This is a genomic window from Vibrio sp. 2-2(8) (assembly GCF_963888495.1).
In the GTDB taxonomy this organism is placed as follows: Bacteria; Pseudomonadota; Gammaproteobacteria; order Enterobacterales; family Vibrionaceae; genus Vibrio; species Vibrio anguillarum.
The window spans coordinates 106,737-127,889 of the sequence record NZ_CAWPJM010000052.1; the positions used below are offsets into that span (position 1 = coordinate 106,737).

Consider the following 21,153-nt stretch of genomic DNA (forward strand, 5'->3'; position numbering starts at 1 on the left):
ACTATCCTTAACCGAAACACAAGTTAGCTTGCAGCATTTGGAAAGTGCTCTTATCCTAGTAAGCTTATTTTAGGCTTAGCTACAATATGGAAAGCGGCAAGCGTACCCTGCAGAGGAAGTGAGATATTATGGTTCTAGGTAAACCTCAAACCGATCCAACACTAGAGTGGTTTCTTTCACACTGTCATATTCATAAATACCCATCGAAAAGCACGTTGATTCATGCGGGCGAAAAAGCAGAGACGCTGTACTACATCGTCAAAGGCTCGGTAGCGGTATTGATTAAAGACGAAGAAGGTAAAGAGATGATCCTCTCTTACCTCAACCAAGGTGACTTTATCGGTGAGCTTGGTCTATTTGAAGAAGACCAAGAGCGTACTGCTTGGGTCCGTGCAAAATCACCTTGTGAAGTTGCGGAAATCTCTTTTAAGAAATTCCGTCAGCTTATCCAAGTGAACCCAGACATCTTAATGCGTCTGTCTGCACAAATTTCTCGACGTCTACAAGTCACCAGTCAAAAAGTGGGTGATTTAGCCTTCCTAGACGTGACGGGTCGTATTGCACAAACGCTACTCAACCTAGCGAAACAACCTGATGCAATGACGCACCCAGATGGCATGCAAATCAAAATCACCCGCCAAGAGATCGGCCAAATTGTAGGCTGTTCTCGTGAAACTGTGGGACGTATTTTGAAGATGCTCGAAGAGCAGAATTTAATTTCTGCCCACGGTAAAACTATCGTGGTGTACGGAACTCGTTAATTTCAATCAAAATGATTGAGATTGAATGCATAAAGCCACCTTGGGGAACTCAGGTGGCTTTTTCTTTGGCGATATTTCGATACGAAAGTAAAAAAGATGAGAGGCTATTGCATGTCAGTGCTTTCAAATATCTTATCTGCAGAGGCCGCCACAAAACCGCTATAGAGTTCACCGTTGGCCATTGGATAGCGTTTGGCAAATTCATAGAATCCACCGGGAATCACCTCCACTCCTTCCGTAAATTGCACTGGTACTTTATCGGCCATGGTCGACGACTGCTCAAGCAGCACATCAGGCGTACCTTTCACTTCTCCACCATTTTCATTGATGGTAAAACCCGCTTGGCGTAGATGATCATTGACCGCTTTCACTTCATTAAACGCCTGCAGTTGATTAACACTAACAGTGAAATGGTTTGCGCCATAGCCATGCGCCGCCAACCAAGCGGCGTATTCACTTTCGTTGGCAAGCTGCAAATAATCGCTGTAGCTTAGTTGCCATAGACGACCGCCATATAAAAAGTCACTGCTGTTTAATTTATTGCTATCGACTTGATGTACCAGCTTCTCCACAATGGCTTGGAGTGCAGGTGAGCACTCTTCCACTTTCAGCTCGCTTATGAATACTTTAGGCTGAGTCGGATCAGGGTGTTCATAGTGCTTCGCTACCAGCTTCTTACTTTCAAACACATAATCACCACAGGCAACGTAGCCTAAGGCAAGAAAAGGCTTAGCCAGCGTTTCAATACCTAATGGCGCAACATTGAAGGTTCGCAACGCAATATGGTCATTAATCAACGCTTCCTCTTCTTGAAGCAAGTGATGGACTTTGTCGGCAGAAGGGCAAAGGCGCTGAATGTAGTCATTCCATAATGATTGAAATAAAACGGTTGGCGTCATAACGCCTCCTTGTCTGTGCTCGGTTTAAACCATGCTAGTAGGCATGGGGTTTTAGATAAAGTTTACTGCTATAGCTCAACCCCAGGGCTGAGCGTGGCAGGCAGTTCAGTCGAACGACCTTCCATTGATGCCATTGGGTATGCGCAGTAATCGGCCGCGTAATAGGCGCTTGGTCTTAAATTTCCCGATGCTCCCGGCCCCCCAAACGGTGCATCACCACTGGCTCCGGTTAATTGTCGATTACGATTTACAATGCCAGCGCGGATATGATCGACAAAGTAGTCCCATTCGGCATCATTGGTCGACACTAAGCCTGCCGATAAACCAAAGCGAGTTTCATTAGCCAGTTGTACCGCTTGCTCTAAGCTTTGGTAACGCACGACTTGTAACAATGGTCCGAAATACTCTTCATCAGGCAATTGGCTAACTGCGGTGACATCAATAATGCCCGGAGTGACAAACGCCGCCTGCAAAGGTGTCGCGGCCAGCAAGCTGACGCCACCCAAGGCGCGTAAATTGTCCTGAGCAGCAAGAATGAACTGCGCCGCCGCTTGTGATATTTGTGGCCCCATAAAAGGTGCTGGCTCAGCAAAGGGGTGATCAATACGCAATTTTTGAGTGGCACTGACCAGCTTTTCAAGCAATCGATCGCCTTCATTTCCCTCTGGAACATAAAGACGCCGCGCACAGGTACAGCGCTGGCCTGCACTTAAAAATGCGGATTGAATAATGGTATACACTGCCGCATCAAGCTCGCCATACTGCTTAGAGATAACCATTGGGTTGTTGCCGCCCATTTCTAAAGCCAGCATTTTCCCCGGCTGCCCAGCAAACTGGCGATGGAGTAAATGACCTGTATTGGCGCTGCCAGTAAAAAGAAGGCCATCAATGCCTTTGGCCTGAGCAAGCGCAATACCCGTTTCCTTCGCGCCCTGCACTAGGTTAAGTACACCCGCAGGTAGGCCGGCTTCTTGCCACAATTTCATCACAAACTCACCCGTCCACGGAGTCTGCTCTGAAGGTTTAAACACAACCGTATTACCCGCTAAAAGTGCAGGCACAATATGACCATTCGGCAGGTGGGCAGGGAAATTATACGGACCAAAAACCGCAAGAACGCCCAATGGACGATGACGCAATACCAGTTGATTACCCGCTGCTTCGCGTGTGTTTTCACCAGTGCGATCATGATAAGCTCGAATGGATATAGCGATTTTACCCGCCACCGCTGCCGCTTCAGTACGCGTTTCCCAGAGTGGCTTTCCTGTCTCTTTGGCGATGATCTGCGCAAGCTCTTCACTGCGCTGTTTCACTTTTTCAGCGAAGGCTAATACATATTGCTCACGCTCAACAAAAGGACGTTTTTTCCATTCTATAAATGCGACTCTTGCCGCCGTTACCGCAGCTTCTACTTGCGCGGGTGTGGCGCTATCGCCCTGCCAAATCGTCTCATTGTTATAGGGACTAAGCGAAAGCATTGCCTCGCCTTGTCCAGCTAACCATTCACCTGCAATCCACTGAGTCATCTGTTAATCCTTACCTTCCAATGTACCTATTTTACTGCACCAAAATTCGAACAAAATCACCACTATCAACCAATAGAGCTTGCGCCACTTTAGGTGAGATGATCACCGTTTCCGTTTCGCGGTTATAAGCACCTTTTGCAGCAGTAGCACGAAAGTTTTCAAACGAGCTATTGCAGATAAGATAATCTTGCGAGCTTGAATGCTCGGCCACTTCCACTTTAGCTCGCACCGAGTGACGTACGGATTCGATATTGCGCAAATCGCACTCAACCGTTGGACCTGCATCAAAAATGTCTACATAGTTACGGCAGGTGAATCCTTCGCGCTCGAGTAGCGTTAACGCTGGACGGGTATTGTCATGCACTTGACCAATCACCGCCTGTGCCTCTTTACTCAATAAGTTGACGTAAATCGGCAGTTTGGGCATCAGATCAGCAATAAACCCTTTTTTACCAATGCCGGTTAAATAATCAGCCATAGTGAAATCAATCGAGAAAAAATGCTCTTGCAGCCATTGCCAAAAGGGCGAGTTGCCTTCGGCATCAGACACACCACGCATTTCAGCAAAGATGGTTTTAGAAAAACGATGTGGGTGTTCCGCCATCATCAGAAAACGGCATTTCGACATCAAACGCCCATTCAACCCTTGACGAAAATCTGGACGTAAAAAAAGCGTACAAATTTCACTGCATCCAGTGTAGTTATTGCCAAAAGTAAGCAACTTGACGGTATTGTTGACCTTCAGCTTAGGCGACGAATGCACTATCGTGCTGATGTGATAAGAATAAAATGGTACGTCATGGCCAATCGATGCTTCAACGCCAGTCGTCCCTGCTACCTCACCGGTTTCAGAATCAAAACCGACCATCAGGTAACCTTCATCTCCTGGCTCTGAGACGTCGGGTTTAGCGAAGCTGTATTCAGAATGAGTAATACGGTTGGTTAAGAGCTTTTCATTCACGGGTAGTGATGTAAACCCGTGACCGGATTCAATAGCGCATGTGTGTAGCGCATCGTAGTCCGACATTGCGATAGGGCGAACAACTAGCATCAATACTTCCCTCCAGATGCTTGAAGTGGCCCAAGGCATCCTACCTTGGGCTGCTAGGCTTTTTCACTACATGAGTGATGCAATAGCTTTATCTAATCTTGCTAAGCCTTCTTCTATTTCTTGTTTGGTGATCACTAATGAAGGCGTCATACGAACCACGTTCATACCCGCAACCAACACCAGTAAACCTTGCTTGCCCGCGGCTTGTAGGATATCGCGAGCGCGACCTTGCCACTGCTCATTTAATGCCGCGCCAAGCAGTAGACCTTTACCACGGATTTCACTAAAAATGTGGTACTTCTCATTAATGTTAGCCAATCCTTCACGAAAGAGCGCTTCACGCTCTTTCACGCCAGCCAAGGTTTCTGGCTGGCTAACCACATTAACTACCGCTTCTGCTACCGCGCAAGCCAGTGGGTTGCCACCATAAGTCGAACCGTGAGTGCCCACTTTAAAATGCGCGGCTAATTCGTTTGTGGTGAGCATAGCGCCAATAGGGAAGCCGCCACCGAGTGATTTCGCGGTACTTAAAATATCCGGCGTGACGCCCAATCCTTGATAAGCATAGAACTCACCAGTGCGGCCATTACCGGTTTGCACTTCATCAAAGATCAACAGGGCGTTGTGCTTATTGCATAATTCACGCACGGCTTGGACAAACTCAGCCGAAGGCGACACAATGCCACCCTCGCCTTGCAAGGGTTCCATCATTACCGCACAAGTGCGATCAGAGATGTGTGCTTGCAACGCTTCAATATCGTTATACGGTAGGTGGGTAACATCCGCAGGTTTAGGACCAAATCCATCGGAATAAGTCGCTTGTCCCCCGACCGTCACTGTAAAGAAAGTACGGCCGTGGAAGCCTTGGTTAAAGGCGATAATTTCTGATTTCTGTTCGCCATGGACATCAGCGGCCCAGCGACGCGCCAGTTTGAGCGCCGCTTCATTAGCTTCCGCGCCGGAGTTAGCAAAAAACACCTTTTCAGCAAAACTGACTTGCGTTAATTTTTTCGCCAAGCGCAAAGCAGGCTCATTAGTCATCACGTTACTGAGATGCCACAACTTATTGGCTTGCTTGGTAATCGCATCAACCATCGCCGGATGACAATGGCCCAAACAACTCACCGCAATACCGCCAGCAAAGTCGATGTATTCATGACCTTGTTGATCCCACACTCGAGAGCCCTGCCCTTTAACTGGAATCATTTCCATCGGGTTATAACAAGGGACCATCACCTCATCAAACAGACTGCGCTCTACACTATTTTCCACTGTCATTACACATTCCCTCTTGATACCGCATGCCAAGCAGATTGCGATCTTCCTATTAAACGCTTGAGTGGAAGATATTGTTTTGCTTTTTAGCTAATGCAGCATTGTATTTACAAATTATTAACCATTTCAATAGTGATTTATTCTTTTAGATCGGCAGAACCACCGACAATCGTCACTACTTATGATTATTTATGCATTAAGTCACCTCTTTTATGAAGCACTTTTTTATAAATAATATGAATAAGCACAACAAGGCCTTGAGACGACAAGCCATCCCTCATTCCAACAGGATGTATGGTGCATAATATTGCAAAGATAAAAAACAGCAGAAATGATGAAGAAAATGTTAAGAAAGGTGATCGCAGTCCGGTTGAGAATGGTTCAACGGCGCAAAAAATTTGCGAGCAGTTGATGGCCCTGTTCTGTTTTAATTGATTCAGGATGAAACTGCACGGCATCAATTGGCAGTGTTTTATGTTGGTAACCCATGATTTCGTCCATCGAACCATCAGCCTGTTGAGTCCAAGCGGTGAGCTCAAAACAGTCCGCAAGAGAATCGGCTTTGACCACCAACGAGTGGTAGCGAGTAACGGTTAACGGGTTATTGAGCCCTAGAAAGAGGCCACGGTTGGTGTGTTGGATCGGTGAGGTTTTACCATGCATCACCTTTTTGGCTCGCACCACTTGCCCGCCAAACACTTGCGCAATGGCTTGATGCCCAAGGCAGACTCCTAAGATAGGAAGTTTACCCGCAAAATGTTCAATCGCGGCCAGTGAAATTCCCGCCTCATTCGGCGTGCAAGGCCCAGGGGAAATCACCAGATGCGTTGGGCTGAGCGCTTCAATGCCAGCGATATCGATTTCATCATTACGCACCACCGTCACTTGAACTCCCAACTCACAGAAGTATTGGTACAAGTTGTAGGTAAACGAATCGTAGTTATCGATGATAAGTAGCATGTGAATTAAAACGCTCTGGGTAAAAGTCAGCGAGAGGCGCTATTGTGCAATACTGGTTTGGAAAGGCAAGAAGTTATCGATTCTGTGCTAAATACACGATTTGCACATTCGTTCATTATGTAGCCAGTTCGGTTGTGATCATTATTTTACTTGCTCTCATTTGAAAGTAACACTTCTCATCGTATGGTCGAATAAGAGAACGGAAACAACGATAAAATAAATCTATCCCATAGTTAATGTTCCATAAAAATAAAGCCAAGTAACCCGCTTACTTGGCTCTTAATGCTTATTTCCTAAAAATGTCGTTTATTTAAGCAGGGCTTTCTTGTAAATGCTCACTACTTGGTTGTTTGTTATGAGGCTGCCAAGGGGAATTTACCGAATAAGGCTGACGCACCGCTAATTCTGTTTCGGATAACACGCCATAACGAAGTACGGTGTGGTTATTCACCAGTAATATATCGCCAAGTTGTAAATCAAACACATGCTGTACTTGTGAACGTTCAAGAATAGGAGTTAAAACATTGGCTACTTGATTGATATTGTCAATTTCAGTCGACGACGATATATGCTTCGCCAATGATGGGCTCCAGCGTAAATTCATTCCCCAATCCCCCGACATAATCACAGGATAAGCAGCCATATCATCGTACTGCACAATGGTATTTTTCAGCCAACCACTTGCTTGACCATTAAGACACAACGCAGCCAGTGAGGCATCGAGTAAGTTAACCTTCAGCGGAGCAGATGAACAGTAAATCGCCCATTCATCAGGAGTCATGTCAGTATAAGAATAGCGACGCGCTATGCTCGTTGACGGTGTTTTGAGCCCGTACCAACTGGGCTCTGCTAATGTACTACTCCGAACATATTCTTCCGGAAGCAGAGCATGATTTCCGGTAAACCACGAAGACCAAAATGAAGCTTGAGGCAACGGGCTAAAGCCTTTTAAACAGACAGCAGAGAACGCCCTTACTAATTGGCTCACTTGAGCCTGCGGTAGCGCGGTCAGTGAGCATCCATGGTGTGACTCTAACGTCAGGCCAAACTGCTCTGTTTGTAGAGTGGCTTTTACCTCACGCATCAACTGTGCCTCGTTAGCGTCTTCGATATTGAAACGCAGTAAACACCACAGCGTTCCTTGATGCATTACGGGAATAATCACGCCTTCACGTTGTTTGTGATTGGCCTGCGTATCAATAATAAATTCTCCGCGGCAAGCATCAAATAAAACACAAGTATGCCAAGGTGTCTTAAACGATCGCTCATCAAAAAGAAACAGCGAATATTTTTTGCCTTGCATTGGGTGTTCATGAATGCTGAGACGAATAGCGTGGCTCAAATGAGTATTGAGGAAATTATCGAGTGCACGTCCTTGCACCATCATTCCCTTAGCCATAAGGGCTAGGCGCTCACGTCGCTTCTTATAACTCAGTGGAGCAAGCGCATATTTCTGATCCTGATGCATGAATTTTTTCAAGCCCAGATAGGTATGATGCATTGCATTATCATGCTGTTTAAGACGTGCAAAATCACGCTCATATTCCGCATCACCAAAGCGCTGCTTTAATCCATTGAAATATTGATATTCATTTAAGTCATCAAACGCAGAGAAGTGCTCAAAGTTTATAATTTTTAGACAATCACTGGCGTTCATATTTTCCACCATATTCCGTAATTCATCAGAATAAGTGTAATGATGTTCTAAATCGACATTAATATAATCAGAAAATGTATGATAATCAGAAAAAATGTAAAACATCACTCCTGGAGAATAGACAGATTGAATATCACGAATGGCATTAACAAATTTTTGTAAAACTCGATATTCACCCAAGTCAGGCTTATAACCTAATACCTTATCTAGGTTATTCGTTTTACATGGAAAGGCGGGTAGTAATAATGTAATAACTTTGTTTTCAATGACACACTGAGCTATCTGCGTTTTTAACTTCTGATACCCAGTAAAAGTGGCGTCTGTTTGTGCTAATAATTGGTCTAATAAAATAAAAGCAATATTATCCACACATTGCTGCTGTTGATGATCAAGCATAGTGTTTCCTTATTAAAGGCGAAGACCATTGACGGAATGATGCAGAACCCTCGATCTTCACTCTCGGTTAAAAAGTTTATAGGCCAGCCAACAGTTCAGCCGCGTGCGCAAGCGACGCGAAAGCCGCAATATAACCATCAGGGCGGATCAGTAAAGCCTGCCCCTGGTAGAATGAACTCTCACTCCAATACTGCCCAGGCTTCGCTTGATCGTACAGATGAAGGCAACGCACAAACGGAGGAATTTCTGGTGGTAACTCCGCATCGCCAGTCAACAGAAGCGTAAAGGAGCGGTAATCTAGCCATTGATAAAAGCGGCAACTCTGCTGATCGCTATGCATCTCAAAGTCATACACTCGAGAACCGTTTAAGCCACCATTGCCATACCCAATGCCCATACCTGTGATGTTACCAGCTCGCTGTTCAACGATTTGTACATAGTCCTCCGCATGGGTTCCTCGTTCTGAGTATTTAGTCGCACGTACCAATGCACCAGAGCTTTCAATCACGCTGCGAGCCACTGGTTGGCGCTCAGCCTGATAACTGTCCAGCAGCGTAGTTGATGCCTGACCACGCAACACCATATTGAGCTTCCAGATCAAATTGAACGCGTCAGCAACTCCAGTATTGAGCCCTTGGCCGCCATTGACCGAATGTATATGGCAGGCATCTCCTGCTAGAAAGACCCGTTGCTGGTGGTCATACCGTTCTGCAACAGACTCCTTAACCGAGAAATAAGAAAACCACTCAACCTGCTTAAACGTCAGTGAATACGGCGACATTGCTCGGTTAATTCGCGCAATAACCTCTTGCTGAGTAAACTCTTCGGTGTCCATACGGATATAAAAACGATCCAAATCACCTTCACGTGGAATCCAGGCGACATCTGACGTCTCAGCCTGAAATACGATGATTTCTGGCACTTTCGGAAAATCTGACTCAATAACACCATCAATCACCGCCCAGATAATTTCTGGTCTCTCGATTTCAAATGGAATCGAAAAATGCTGACGTACAAAAGAGCGCCCACCGTCTGCACCAATCACGTAACGTGAACGAACTCGCTCGCCACTGCTCAGTTCCGTCACGCAGCCTTGCTCATCAACAGTGATATCGACCACAGATAAACCACGGCGCACGGCCGCGTTCTGCACTTTGACTGCACTATCTAGCGCTTTTTCAATATGTGCTTGCCCCAACATCAAAAAGTGAGGATAGAAGCAGCCTTGCAGCGCTGTCCACCAATGAGACTGGCGTGACAAAAATTGACCATCAGCCCATACCGAACTGGTATTACAGGGTTTGCCTTGCACGTAAAGTGGCTCAAATAAGTCAACTATATCAAGTAACTGCAGAGTTCTAGCATTAAGCGCATCGGCCCGTCCGACCACCAGTGGCCCATTAGATTTATCAATAATTTGTGAGTTCAGACCGCAGCGCTGCGCTAAATAGTGGCACATAAGCCCAACAGGGCCTGCCCCAACGATCATAATATCAGTATGGTAATCACTCATCGGTAAGACTCCAAACTTGGGTTATCAAACGGTGGATCGCTTAGCACCTGAACTCGACGGATATGACGTGGGGTATGCGATAAAAAGCTTTCTCGACCATGCAGTAAGTTAAAGTTATCCGTAATGACCACATCATCATTTTGCCACTCGTGAGCATAAAAATGACGAGGGTCATACAGTGCGTCACGTAAGCTACGGTGGAACTCCGCTATTTGCTCACTACCAATGCCACTAAAGGTCACATTTGGTGGGTTTAGCAGATCGCCACGTTCAGCGAAATGCGGTTCGGCGTAACGAATGACCTCGTGTGAGTGATAGGGGTGTTGAGCAATAATCGGGGAAATGGTGTGACTGCAATAGAACTCCATCTCTCGCTGGTAGTGCCCCGTGACTTTTCGCCACAATGAGCGCTGCTGTTCGGTTGCGTTCTGTAGCGCCTTGGTTGTATGAGTGAAGGTCGTCCGGCCGCCTTGTGCTGGCAATGGCGCCTGAACACATTGAAATATCTGATATTCAGGTACTTGAGGACGAAACATGCCATCCCAATGCAGCGGCATATAGCTACTATCAAAAATATGGTCCTTTGGCTGATCTTTTTGAATTAAATCTAACACTTTGCCAAATGGCCAAATACTGATCTCTCCCCATTGCTCGCAATATTCCGCAAATTGCTCGGCCTGTTCAAAGGCTTTAAATCCACGTATCAATACTAACTGATGCTCAATAAATAGTTTACGCAGTAGTGCTATTGGTACTTCGCTAATGGGAATTTTTAATCCATTTGCTTCTATTTTTACTCCAAAAGGATGGAGCTTCGTGACCTGATAATTCATCACCCGTTCCTTTAAATTAATTTTTAATAAAACGTTAGAAATAAAACAACATTGCATCCATCATTTTCGAAAATTCGGTTGGATAATATTAAAAGTATTTACACAATATTGATATTTATAAGATTGACATTGCTAATTTAATTATTAATCCCAGTTTATTTAGGAATAGATATCTCAATAGTGCCATCATTCAGAAGAAATTTATTATTTGCCCGTATTTAAAGGAAACCAAAATGGTTTATATCTCTCTAATTAGAGCTGTCATTATTTGATGAATGACAAAGGTTGACTAGATAACAAAACAAGAACGAAAGGTTACCAATAAGGGAACAATTATGTTGAGTGAGTTAAAACGTATTGCCATTTTTAATAAAGTGGTTGAATACGGTTCGTTTACCTCGGCTGGTGAATCGTTAGGCATAGCAAAATCGAAAGTGAGCGAGCAAGTTAGCTTGCTAGAATCACATCTTAACGTACGTTTACTGCATCGCTCTACCCGTAAAGTTAGCCTAACGACTGAAGGGCACGCATTTTATCAACATACCAATGGCCTCTTACCGCTGGCAGAAGACGCGCTACGGGCCGTCCAGTATTTGTCTACCGATGTGGCAGGCGTGATTAGGATCGGTACAACCATTGATGTCGGCAGCTATATTTTAAGTCCGCTGATTTCAACATTTTCTGAGAGTTACCCCAATGTGCTGTTTGATATTCAACTCGAAGATGGTTTACAAGATCCAGTAGCCACACAATTAGATGTGCTGATCAGAATGGGTGAACTGACATCTTGCTCAATGGTTGGCCGCGAATTAATGCCTTTTAAAATGGGGATATACGCCAGTAAAAAATACTTAGCTAGTGCACCTTTATTAAGGAAACTACGAGATTTAGAGCAGCACCCATGGGTTGCGTTAACTTTATTGAATCTTCCTCAAGATAAAGTCACGCTAATCAATCCAAAGGGAGTGAGATGCGACATCAAAACCCGCCCTAAACATATCTGCAATGCGCCGCTTGGTGCGATGTCAATGGTACAACAAGGCATGGGGATCGGCTTGATTGCCAATTTTCTCGCTGACGAAATCAATGATCCTAACCTCGTCAGGCTTTTTCCAGATTATTATCTATCAGATAACACCATGAACATTCTTTACCCGAGCCGTCACCACCTTGCGCCACGAGTAAGGCTATTTATTGATTATTTAATTGAAAAAATCCGAGCTTGAGCAAAACAAAAACGCCCCGTCAGTTAACGGGGCGCACTTTAAGCCTTAACGACGACGTCGCCACATACCAAAGCCGAGTAATGAGAAGAGTGCTCCTAGGCCGAATGAACCGCCATAGATGTTCAGTTCTAACACGGCAGGATCATGATCAGATGCGCGGAAATGATCTTGATATTTGGGCAAATCACCTTTGAATTCACTGTTGTAATCAAACAGTGTCGATTCACCACCGTTGATGTGCCAATCGGTCGCATCCACCACTTTGCCTTTCAAACTTTTGCTGACCAGCAAATGATCCAGTGCGCCAACTTCATCATTAAATGAGTAACTCCAGCTCTCTGGATGTTTTATCGCCACGGCGTTAAGGTACCCATAATTGTGAGTAATCAACGCGCCATCATCACCAAACTGAGGAGTACCTGCAATGTAAGTGTTACGTGCCGCACGAATGGTTTTGCCATACTTCTCTGGGCTGTAGTCCGTCAATACGAGCATCGGGTCTTCCATACCGTAAGAGTTCATATCACCCAAAATGACTTTATGCCCTTTTATTTTTTGTAACGCTTCACCTAAAGCAACTGCAGCTGCGACACGGAATTGTTCACATGCACCTTGAAAATCAAGATCTTTGCCGCCTTGCCCACCTTGTTCAACTGGTGCGGCATCTTCCCAACATGCCGAGCCTTTGGATTTTAGATGGTTAACCGCGACGGTAATTTTCTCATTGCCACCTTTAACTTTGAAGGTCGGTGCAAGCGTGTCACGCTGGTAATTTTTACCATCTTCAATCACTTTGCCTTTGTCATCCAACACTTCTGGTGCTTGCTGGCTTGGCATTGGAATTACACGATTCTCTGTCAACTTCACTACTTTTTCACGATAAATCACTCCTGTGGTGATCACATCCGTGCCAATAGAATCAAGTTCATCGGTCACGCCATCATTATTTGAGTCAATCGCGACAAAACGGTAATGCTTTTTCTTATCCGAGATCTGGCTGTTGATCTGATTGACCAATTGCGCAATCGCCGACCCTGCACCGAAACCGTTATTCTCAATTTCCATCAAACCGACAATATCGGCATCCAAACGTACAATCGCATTGACGATCTTCGCTTGCTGCAGTTCAAATTCTGCAAGGTTATTAGCACCACGATTATCACCATGCTGATTTGCATCACCGCCAAACGGCGAGTTGAAATAGTTAAGCACGTTGAATGTGGCAATGCGCAGATCACCTTCATCGATATCCGGTTTCTCGCTGCGAGGATCATTGCGCACGAAATTCTCTTGATCGAGCGAATTGGTCACAATCAGACGATATTCGTTGTAACCGTATGAGAGCACACCTTCTAAACCTATGATGCTGTCATCAATGCGGATGTAATCTTCCGTCGAACCATTTTGATCAATATCACTGCGACCAAACTCTGGGTAGTACGGAATTTGGCCATCGGCGGCTTTCGCATCTGATTCAATAAACAAGCGGCGCTGCGCGTTTTCGATGCTCTGCTGTTTGGCTTGCTCAGAGCCCGCAGCGAATAGCTGGTTCGGCTGCATGTTAATACGACCTTGCGCTAACACCATGTTATTGCGACGAGAAGCATAGTCATAACCAAAGGTGCGCGTCACACGCATATCCAGCTCTGGTGTGGTTTTTACCACCATGCCTTCATAACGCTCTAATGTGTGTTCAAAGTTCTCATCGGTGGGCAAAATCTCTATCGCGGTCGCTTGTGGTGCCTCTTGTTCACCTTGTTTTAGCCATTGGTTGTTTTCGACTTTAAGCTGTGTGAGGTTGTAATACTCCTGTACTTTACCTTTCACACAAACCACATCTCCCGGTTTTAAACTTGAGCTTGATTGATCGGTAAAAACAAACAAACCTTCAGAGGTATTTAAGTTGTAATCATCTTCCAACGCTTGCAGATAAAAACCCTTAGTTAACCCTGTGGTAACGGCACTCACGACACCTTTGACAAAATATTCTTGGTCGGTGATGTAAGGGTAGCCACTAATAAAAGGAGAGGTTTGCCCTTCGCCTTGGATCGCTTGAATAGACGTAAAGGTGGGTTCAGATCCCTCTTGAGTACAGGTAAATTCAGCCGGTGGCTCAACGGCATCGAGTGCGCCTAACCCTTCAATATTATCCTTGCCTAACGCGCTCCACTGCGCAGCTTGATAAGCCGCTGAGGGCGTGAGGCTATCGCTATTACGCACTAAAGTGGTGTCCTTGCCCCAGTTAATACCGCCCATCACTCCCAACACATCATGTACGCTACCATCACTGTTTAGCAGCGCCACCGGATCATCACCGTTAAAATTAATCACCGAGCCATCATTTTCATCACTCACCGCTTGGATAGCACTATTGGCGCTGGCATGAGAAATCACTAACACATCGTTCGCGGCAATTACTCGCCCAGTCAGGGGCAACTGTGTATCCCAGTTCCCACCGCCATTGCTTGATTTCGCTAAAATGAAATTGTCTAAACTGACGGATGCATTGCTAGTGTTAGCAATTTCGATGGCCTTATTGAAGCTGCTGCCTTCTACATACTGAGAAATAATAATCTCAGCTTGAGCTGATACAGCCAATGTGGAGCTTATCGCCGCAGCGAGTAATGTTCGGCCAAAGGGTTTAATTCGTGTCGATTCCATTGTTCACCTCTTTCCCTGCTCTGTAACCGAAGTGGTAAGCAAGGTGTTGTAAATCACGTTTATAAAGGGGATTGGTTCCATTTGCGCGTACAGTGTTGTGTTTTTAAATGAAAGATAAAAACATTCACCATTCATATCGAGATCAACATCGCATAGCTAGAGCAAATACTTGAACTAAGCGCAAACTTTCAACAAAGAAGGTAAAGGGGGGTTTCGACAGTTATATTGCAGTGAGGTGAAAAGTCTTATTTTTCTAAAAAGAAAAGCAAACAAGGTGCTCCATACACGACAAACACCTTAGTTTGATTATTGTGGCTGGCTAAAAGAGAGGTAGCGATCAAAGACCGCCTGCGCGCGACCAGTTTGCTGCGCATCGAGAAAATAGTCATTAAGCTGATTTAACAGCGGCATCGAATTTTCTAAGCTACGGCGAACTTGCACGTGGTACGGCTTGTTTCTAGCGAGAAAATGATGAACGATTGGCCGATCAATTTTATATAAACCCAACTGAATTCCACCATAAATGGGTTCAATTTCACTCACAAACCAATCACACCGCTCTTTTTGCAGCATATTCAGCGCTTGCTGTACGGAATTTAAATAGAGAGAGGGTTCTCTAGACAGTGCAAAATTCTCATAATTAAAGCCATTAACTCCGCATAATACGCCATCAACGGATGGGTCTTTTAAATCTTCATGGTTGTCTGGCAGCGTAAAATAACCGAGTTGAATCGTATAAAGTGGGACCGAAAAATAGCTGTACTCAGCCCTTTCTGCGCGATAACTTGCATCCCATGTCAGATCGCAGCGACCGCGCTCTTGCGTCAGTTCATGCTGGACTCGCGCCCAAGGCATAAAATAAAACTGGTAATCGATGTTGTGAGATTTTAATGCGTCCAACACCAGCGTTGTGGCTGAGCCAGTCAAGGAATCGGCTTTTTCTTGATACGAGCTCCCCTGCCAATAGGTGAACGGGGGCCAAACATTCACATCACCAACACAAATACGAACTGGCTCTGCGGCGGCGGCACTACAGATGAACATCAATCCTAATAACAGCAGTCGTCTCATGTTCAAAACTCATCATCATGGTTATGATTTAAAGTGTAGACCTAAGCCTACAATACAAAGAGAAAGATCAAATTTTATTAAGCAGAAGTAAAAAATAAAGCTAGGAAAACCTAGCTTTATTTAATGCGAAAGGAGTTAGATTGTCGCAGGAAAAACTAAGGACGCTCGACAAACCCTACCGCTTTAAATGCTTTTTTCAAAGTGATCGCAGCGCGGGCCGAGGCTTTTTCTGCACCCGCTTTCATTACTGAATCAAGATACGCGCGATCTTCTCGAATGCGCGCGTATTCAGCTTGAACAGGCTCCAGCATGGCAACCAGCGCTTCGCCAACATCTTTCTTGAAAGGGCCGTACATCTCAACACCTTGATATTGCGCTTCAATCTCAGCAAAGCTTTTGCCTGTCGCCGCAGAGTACAAACTCATCAAGTTGGAGATGCCCGCTTTGTTTTCGGTATCAAAAGCGATGCGTGGTGGCGTTTCAGTATCTGTCTGAGCCTTATTAACCTTCTTGATAATCGACTTTGGATCTTCCAGCAAAGTGATGACATTCTTACGGTTATCATCTGACTTAGACATCTTTTTCGTCGCATCTTGCAGGCTCATTACTCGCGCGTTCACTTGAGGAATGTAAGGCTCTGGAATGGTGAAGATCGGCTTTTCAGGACTATAGATGTTGTTAAAACGAGTCGCGATATCTCGCGCAAGTTCTAAGTGCTGCTTTTGGTCACTGCCCACGGGTACTTGGTGCGCGCCATAAAGTAGAATATCGGCCGCCATCAACACAGGATAACCAAATAAGCCCGCATTCACATCGTTCGCATAACGTGCTGATTTGTCTTTGAACTGAGTCATGCGGCTCAATTCACCCATCTGCGTGTAGCAGTTGAGAAGCCAACCCAATTGAGCATGCTCTGGTACGTGTGACTGAACAAATAGCGTGCTCTTTTTAGGGTCAACACCAACTGCAAGACAGATTGACAATGCATCTAACGTGGCTTCATGCAGTGCTTTCGGATCTTGACGAACCGTGATCGCATGCAGGTCAACCACGCAGTATTGACAATCATAGTCATCTTGCATCTGTTGCCATTGACGTAGAGCACCCAAATAGTTACCGATACTTAGTTCACCTGACGGTTGAACACCACTCAATACAATGGGTTTGCTCATAGGGATGATTTCCTTGCTACTTAAAATGAGATAAGACTGAAAATGTCTGTGAAAAAAAACCGCGCTTATTCGCTAAGTGATACTTGATTTAGCGATAACGCGGTTTATGCAGTGTACTCATTGACGAGTATTTTACTAGCGCATTGTGTGAACTTTTATGCTGAAACTCGCAACACATCAAGCAATTGGTCGATACAGTCCGCCACGTAATCAGGGTTGGAAGCTGAAATGGGCTCACCGTGATTGTAGCCATAAGTCAAACCAAACGAATAACAACCCGCATTTTTAGCCGCTAAAATATCGTTTTTCGAATCCCCAACCATCAACATTTCCTTGGCCGTTAGTTGATGTTTATCCAATAGCCAGTTAAGCGCCATTGGATCAGGTTTTTTGATCGGGAAGGTATCACCACCAATCACATCACTAAAAAAGTGCTCAATACCATGTTGTACCAATACGTCAGGTACAAACTTAGACGGTTTATTGGTCACCAAAGCTAATGTGAATCCAGCACTGTGTAGCTGCGCTAAGGTTTCTTTCACTTGGGGATATAAATGGCTCAGTTTATGGCCCGTTTGGGCATAAAATTCATCAAAACGCTCACGAGCGGTGGCTTTGATCTCATCGCTAAGATCAGGGTTGATGGTTAAACTTTGGCTAAGTGAGCGAGCGATCAGCACATCTGCACCATTGCCGACGTAATCACGCACTTGCATTTCTGATACTGATGAATAGCCTAACGATTGTACCGCTTGGTCGGCGGCTACGGCTAAATCTGGCACGCTGTCGAGCAAGGTACCATCGAGATCAAAGGCGATTAATTTAATTGAGCTTAAAGACATCTTAACTTCCGAATAATAGACAAGGGGCACAAAGCCCCTTGTTGCGTTATAAGTATGTTGCGTAGTGATTATTGAGGTGTAGTCAGTATTATGACTTAGCGCGCCACTTTGGCTAATTCTGCGCGCATCTCATCAATCACCGTTTGGTAATTAGGTTGACCAAAAATAGCCGAGCCTGCGACAAACATATCTGCGCCCGCTTGTGCAATTTCACGAATGTTATCGACTTTGACTCCACCATCAATTTCAAGGCGGATATGACGACCCGATTGCTCAATCAATTGACGCACCGCGCGCAGTTTATCCAACGTATGCGGAATAAAAGATTGGCCACCAAAACCAGGGTTAACCGACATCAGCAAAATGAGGTCCACTTTATCCATAATAAATTCGAGATGCGCAAGTGGCGTAGCTGGATTGAGCACTACACCCGCTTGGCATCCGTGCTCTTTGATCAATTGCAATGTGCGATCAACGTGATCAGAAGCTTCCACATGAAAAGTGATCATCGAAGCCCCTGCTTTGGCAAAATCAGGAATAATGCGATCAACTGGTTTCACCATCAGGTGAACATCAATCGGGGCCGTAACACCATAGTCACGCAGCGCCTTACAAATCGGAGCACCAAAGGTCAAGTTGGGAACGTAGTGGTTATCCATTACATCAAAATGGACAACGTCTGCCCCAGCGGCAAGCACTTTCTCAACATCTTCGCCAAGACGAGCAAAATCTGCTGAGAGTATAGATGGGGCAATTAGGAAATCTTTCATACCTGACCTCTTAGGCTAGTGGGCGCAAATGCGTGATGAGCAAAATTCGCCCGCAATTCTACCTAAGCTGGCCAAGATATCCTAGCGCGACACCCGATTTAACTGCGAAATGTTAACCTTCGCATTCCGCTGTATTGAACAGTGCCAACAACTCATCTACTTTGTTGCGCCCTGCTCCATTACGGCTAATGGTGCGCTTAACCTTGACCACGTTAAGTTCTGCACCATGATATAAACGGCGCGTTAACTTAGTGTCATGATTGGAAATCAGTACCGGTATGCCACGATCATTGGCGGCTTTTTCGGCGACATCGGCCAATGAGGCTTGATCATCCAATGAAAAGCCATTACCAGAATAAGAAGTAAAATTGGCGGTGGTAGAGAGTGGCGCGTATGGCGGATCGCAATAGACAACACAGCCCTTGCGAGCACGACGAAACGTCTCTTCGTATCCTTCGCAAATAAAGGTCGCTTTCTTGGCTTTCTCGGCAAAAAACTCCAATTCTGCTTGCGGGAAATAAGGCTTTTTATAAGAACCAAAAGGCACATTGAAACCGCCTTTTTTGTTGTAGCGACATAACCCATTAAAACCAAAACGGTTCATGTATAAAAACGCCAACGAACGATACAGTACGTCATCGGTTTTATTGAACTCTTTGCGAATATCGAGATACGCTTCTTTACGGTTGTTATCGGCCGTGAACCAACGCTTAGATTCGGTGATGTACAGTTCAGGTTGATCTTTGATCAGGTTGTACAAGTTGATGAGATCAGGATTGATATCGGCCAACAAATACTGTTCAAAATCAGTATTGAGGAACACAGAGCCAGCACCAACAAAGGGTTCAACCAGTTTACGCGCTGGCGGCAGGTGACGTTGAATCTCTTCGACTAGGCCATACTTACCACCAGCCCATTTAAGAAAGGCACGCTGCTTCTTCATTTACTGCTCTATCTTTCAACCACGAAATAAGGCTGCGGAATGTAACATATTTTTGCGTCAAGCTCAGCGTTATTTCGCACGATCAATCTCTCGCTGTACTTGGCTGAGCGATTTGGCCCAAGGGCCTTGCAATTGCAACGCTTTCGGTAAGGTTTCAACGGCATCACGCGCAAACTGGATGGTTGGATAATTACCATAGGTGATGATGTACCACTCCACATCATTGCGTGCTGTCGGATAAATACGCACCTTTTCTTGCAGCGCGTAGGTGTTAATAAAGTTTTGTGCTTCAGCAAGCGAACTGACTGCCGCTAATTGCAAAGTATAGCTGCGTGGCGAAAAGGCTTTGAGTTCTTCTCTCGCAAAGGAGAAGGTGATTTTCGTTGGCGCAGCAGCAGTGGCAGTCTCACTTACTGGCACAGTTTGCGCCGTGCGGTTTTGTGCATCAGCAAGTGCATTATTAATCACTGACGTATCGGCTTTGGTCGAATTGCCTTCCAAAAGCGCATCCACAACATCAGACTCAATCACCACTCGTTGCTGATCGCTGTCAATTATGCCCACGCTCTCTGAATTCTCCATCACATCGGGTGGTAACGAACTGGAATCATCTTCAGCATCTAAATAACTCGGGTCACTTTTCGCAAGCTCCTTCCCATTATTGGTGGCGTCAGTTGCTGAATCATCGTTAAGCGTATTGACTGTTGGTGCAGCAGCATCCCCTAGCGTCGGAATCACCGTCTGCTCGAGTGTGCCTGTAATTTGCGACGCTTGCTCATCGGGTGAGGGCTGGGTAAATAGCCACCAGTAACCACCACCGATGATGAGCAGAAGCAGTAAAACCAAAGCAGCGATCTGCACAGGAGAACCGATAATCGAACGGATGATGATCCTTTTTTCCATTTTCTGCTCTCCTAATGCCATGATTTCCCCAGGCACGCGTTTCACCTTTTTGTAAGCGTTGCGTACGCGGCGCTCCATCTCATCGGGTACATAACGCATGACCAGATTTTCAAAAAAGCGATCCGCTTCTTCATTGCTTAGGGCTTCAATCTCAAGCTCTACGGGTTTATGCTCTTGTCCGTAGCTTAAACGAGTCAGCAAAGCATCAAGGCTATTAGCTTGTGCAAATAATACGACATTGATGGTCCACAATGGATTGGCTTGTGCTTCTAACACCAGCATCCATAGCTCAGACACTAAGGTTTCGGAGAGTAGATGAGCGTCATCGACAACAATCACCACATCACAACCGCCACCATCAAGCAGGCGAGCTAAGCTGTCAGAAAGTGTATCGTGAGGATTAAATAACGGGCCTGAAACGATTTGGGTAAGAATGGTCGCTCGACGCTGCTGGTCATCTTGATTGGGATGACACAGCAACAGAGATTGGTTTTTATCTTCGGCCCACGCTTCTAAATAACGCTGCGCTAACCAAGATTTACCAAAACCTAATCCACCACCAACGGTAATGACATTTGAGCCAAAATTGGTCAATAATTGCAAACGCTCAAGTAGCTCGACTTGCGAATCTAATTCCAATATACGTAATTCATTCGCCAAACTCATTAGGCCGTCCTACTGACAGACAACTGTC

The 21,153-nt window shown here is 45.4% G+C and carries 17 protein-coding genes; 2 read left to right on the top strand and 15 right to left on the bottom strand.

Translation table 11 applies throughout. The features are described from left to right. Positions 1-128 precede the first annotated feature (128 nt). Entirely contained in the window at positions 129-761 is a 633-nt protein-coding gene (crp, locus tag AACV12_RS14675; RefSeq protein WP_010318741.1) for a cAMP-activated global transcriptional regulator CRP, read from the top strand. A 104-nt stretch (positions 762-865) separates the two neighbouring features. Here crp and AACV12_RS14680 read toward each other — a convergent pair whose 3' ends face one another. From AACV12_RS14680 to AACV12_RS14715, 8 genes are all read right to left on the bottom strand, one after another. After that, entirely contained in the window at positions 866-1,660 is a 795-nt protein-coding gene (locus AACV12_RS14680) for a DUF1338 domain-containing protein (RefSeq protein WP_013855906.1), read from the bottom strand. A 68-nt stretch (positions 1,661-1,728) separates the two neighbouring features. Then, the gene (gene astD, locus AACV12_RS14685; protein WP_017046749.1) at positions 1,729-3,186 is read right to left on the bottom strand and encodes a succinylglutamate-semialdehyde dehydrogenase; all 1,458 of its coding nucleotides are present in this window, start codon (positions 3,184-3,186) and stop codon (positions 1,729-1,731) included. Positions 3,187-3,217: 31 nt separating this feature from the next. Beyond that, complete coding sequence (astA, locus tag AACV12_RS14690; RefSeq protein ID WP_170900615.1) at positions 3,218-4,237, bottom strand: arginine N-succinyltransferase; 1,020 nt, start codon at positions 4,235-4,237, stop codon at positions 3,218-3,220. Between the two features lie 66 nt (positions 4,238-4,303). Beyond that, complete coding sequence (locus tag AACV12_RS14695; RefSeq protein WP_026029182.1) at positions 4,304-5,515, bottom strand: aspartate aminotransferase family protein; 1,212 nt, start codon at positions 5,513-5,515, stop codon at positions 4,304-4,306. 378 nt (positions 5,516-5,893) lie between these two features. Further along, positions 5,894-6,472, bottom strand: a complete 579-nt coding sequence (locus AACV12_RS14700) for an aminodeoxychorismate/anthranilate synthase component II (protein ID WP_010318736.1) — start codon at positions 6,470-6,472, stop codon at positions 5,894-5,896. A 310-nt stretch (positions 6,473-6,782) separates the two neighbouring features. Next, a complete protein-coding gene (locus AACV12_RS14705; protein ID WP_170900617.1) occupies positions 6,783-8,525 on the bottom strand; it encodes an L-tyrosine/L-tryptophan isonitrile synthase family protein in 1,743 nt (580 codons plus the stop codon). Between the two features lie 76 nt (positions 8,526-8,601). Next, positions 8,602-10,038: an FAD-binding protein gene (locus AACV12_RS14710; RefSeq protein ID WP_170900619.1), complete on the bottom strand. Its 1,437-nt coding sequence runs from the start codon at positions 10,036-10,038 to the stop codon at positions 8,602-8,604. Further along, positions 10,035-10,871, bottom strand: coding sequence for a TauD/TfdA dioxygenase family protein (locus AACV12_RS14715; RefSeq protein ID WP_170900621.1), 837 nt, complete (start codon positions 10,869-10,871; stop codon positions 10,035-10,037). The genes AACV12_RS14710 and AACV12_RS14715 overlap by 4 nt, the downstream gene beginning before the upstream one ends. 335 nt (positions 10,872-11,206) lie before the next feature. Here AACV12_RS14715 and AACV12_RS14720 point away from each other — a divergent pair, with 335 nt between their 5' ends. Beyond that, entirely contained in the window at positions 11,207-12,097 is an 891-nt protein-coding gene (locus tag AACV12_RS14720) for a LysR family transcriptional regulator (RefSeq protein ID WP_170900623.1), read from the top strand. Positions 12,098-12,142: 45 nt separating this feature from the next. On the opposite strand, the gene AACV12_RS14725 is transcribed toward AACV12_RS14720, so the two are convergent. The 7 genes from AACV12_RS14725 to AACV12_RS14755 form a co-directional block, all read right to left on the bottom strand. Beyond that, positions 12,143-14,758, bottom strand: a complete 2,616-nt coding sequence (locus tag AACV12_RS14725; protein ID WP_170900625.1) for an ExeM/NucH family extracellular endonuclease — start codon at positions 14,756-14,758, stop codon at positions 12,143-12,145. A 306-nt stretch (positions 14,759-15,064) separates the two neighbouring features. After that, complete coding sequence (locus AACV12_RS14730; RefSeq protein WP_088718007.1) at positions 15,065-15,829, bottom strand: substrate-binding periplasmic protein; 765 nt, start codon at positions 15,827-15,829, stop codon at positions 15,065-15,067. Between the two features lie 155 nt (positions 15,830-15,984). Beyond that, on the bottom strand, positions 15,985-17,001 hold the full coding sequence (gene trpS / locus AACV12_RS14735) for a tryptophan--tRNA ligase (protein ID WP_013855895.1): 1,017 nt from the start codon (positions 16,999-17,001) through the stop codon (positions 15,985-15,987). Positions 17,002-17,156: 155 nt separating this feature from the next. Next, the gene (locus AACV12_RS14740) at positions 17,157-17,843 is read right to left on the bottom strand and encodes a phosphoglycolate phosphatase (RefSeq protein WP_026027427.1); all 687 of its coding nucleotides are present in this window, start codon (positions 17,841-17,843) and stop codon (positions 17,157-17,159) included. A gap of 95 nt (positions 17,844-17,938) precedes the next feature. Then, positions 17,939-18,613 (bottom strand): ribulose-phosphate 3-epimerase, encoded by a 675-nt coding sequence (gene rpe / locus AACV12_RS14745; protein ID WP_013855893.1) that lies wholly within the window; start codon positions 18,611-18,613, stop codon positions 17,939-17,941. Between the two features lie 112 nt (positions 18,614-18,725). Next, positions 18,726-19,556, bottom strand: coding sequence for a Dam family site-specific DNA-(adenine-N6)-methyltransferase (locus AACV12_RS14750; RefSeq protein WP_013855892.1), 831 nt, complete (start codon positions 19,554-19,556; stop codon positions 18,726-18,728). Positions 19,557-19,625: 69 nt separating this feature from the next. Next, a complete protein-coding gene (locus AACV12_RS14755) occupies positions 19,626-21,125 on the bottom strand; it encodes an SPOR domain-containing protein (protein ID WP_013855891.1) in 1,500 nt (499 codons plus the stop codon). Between the last annotated feature and the right edge of the window lie 28 nt (positions 21,126-21,153).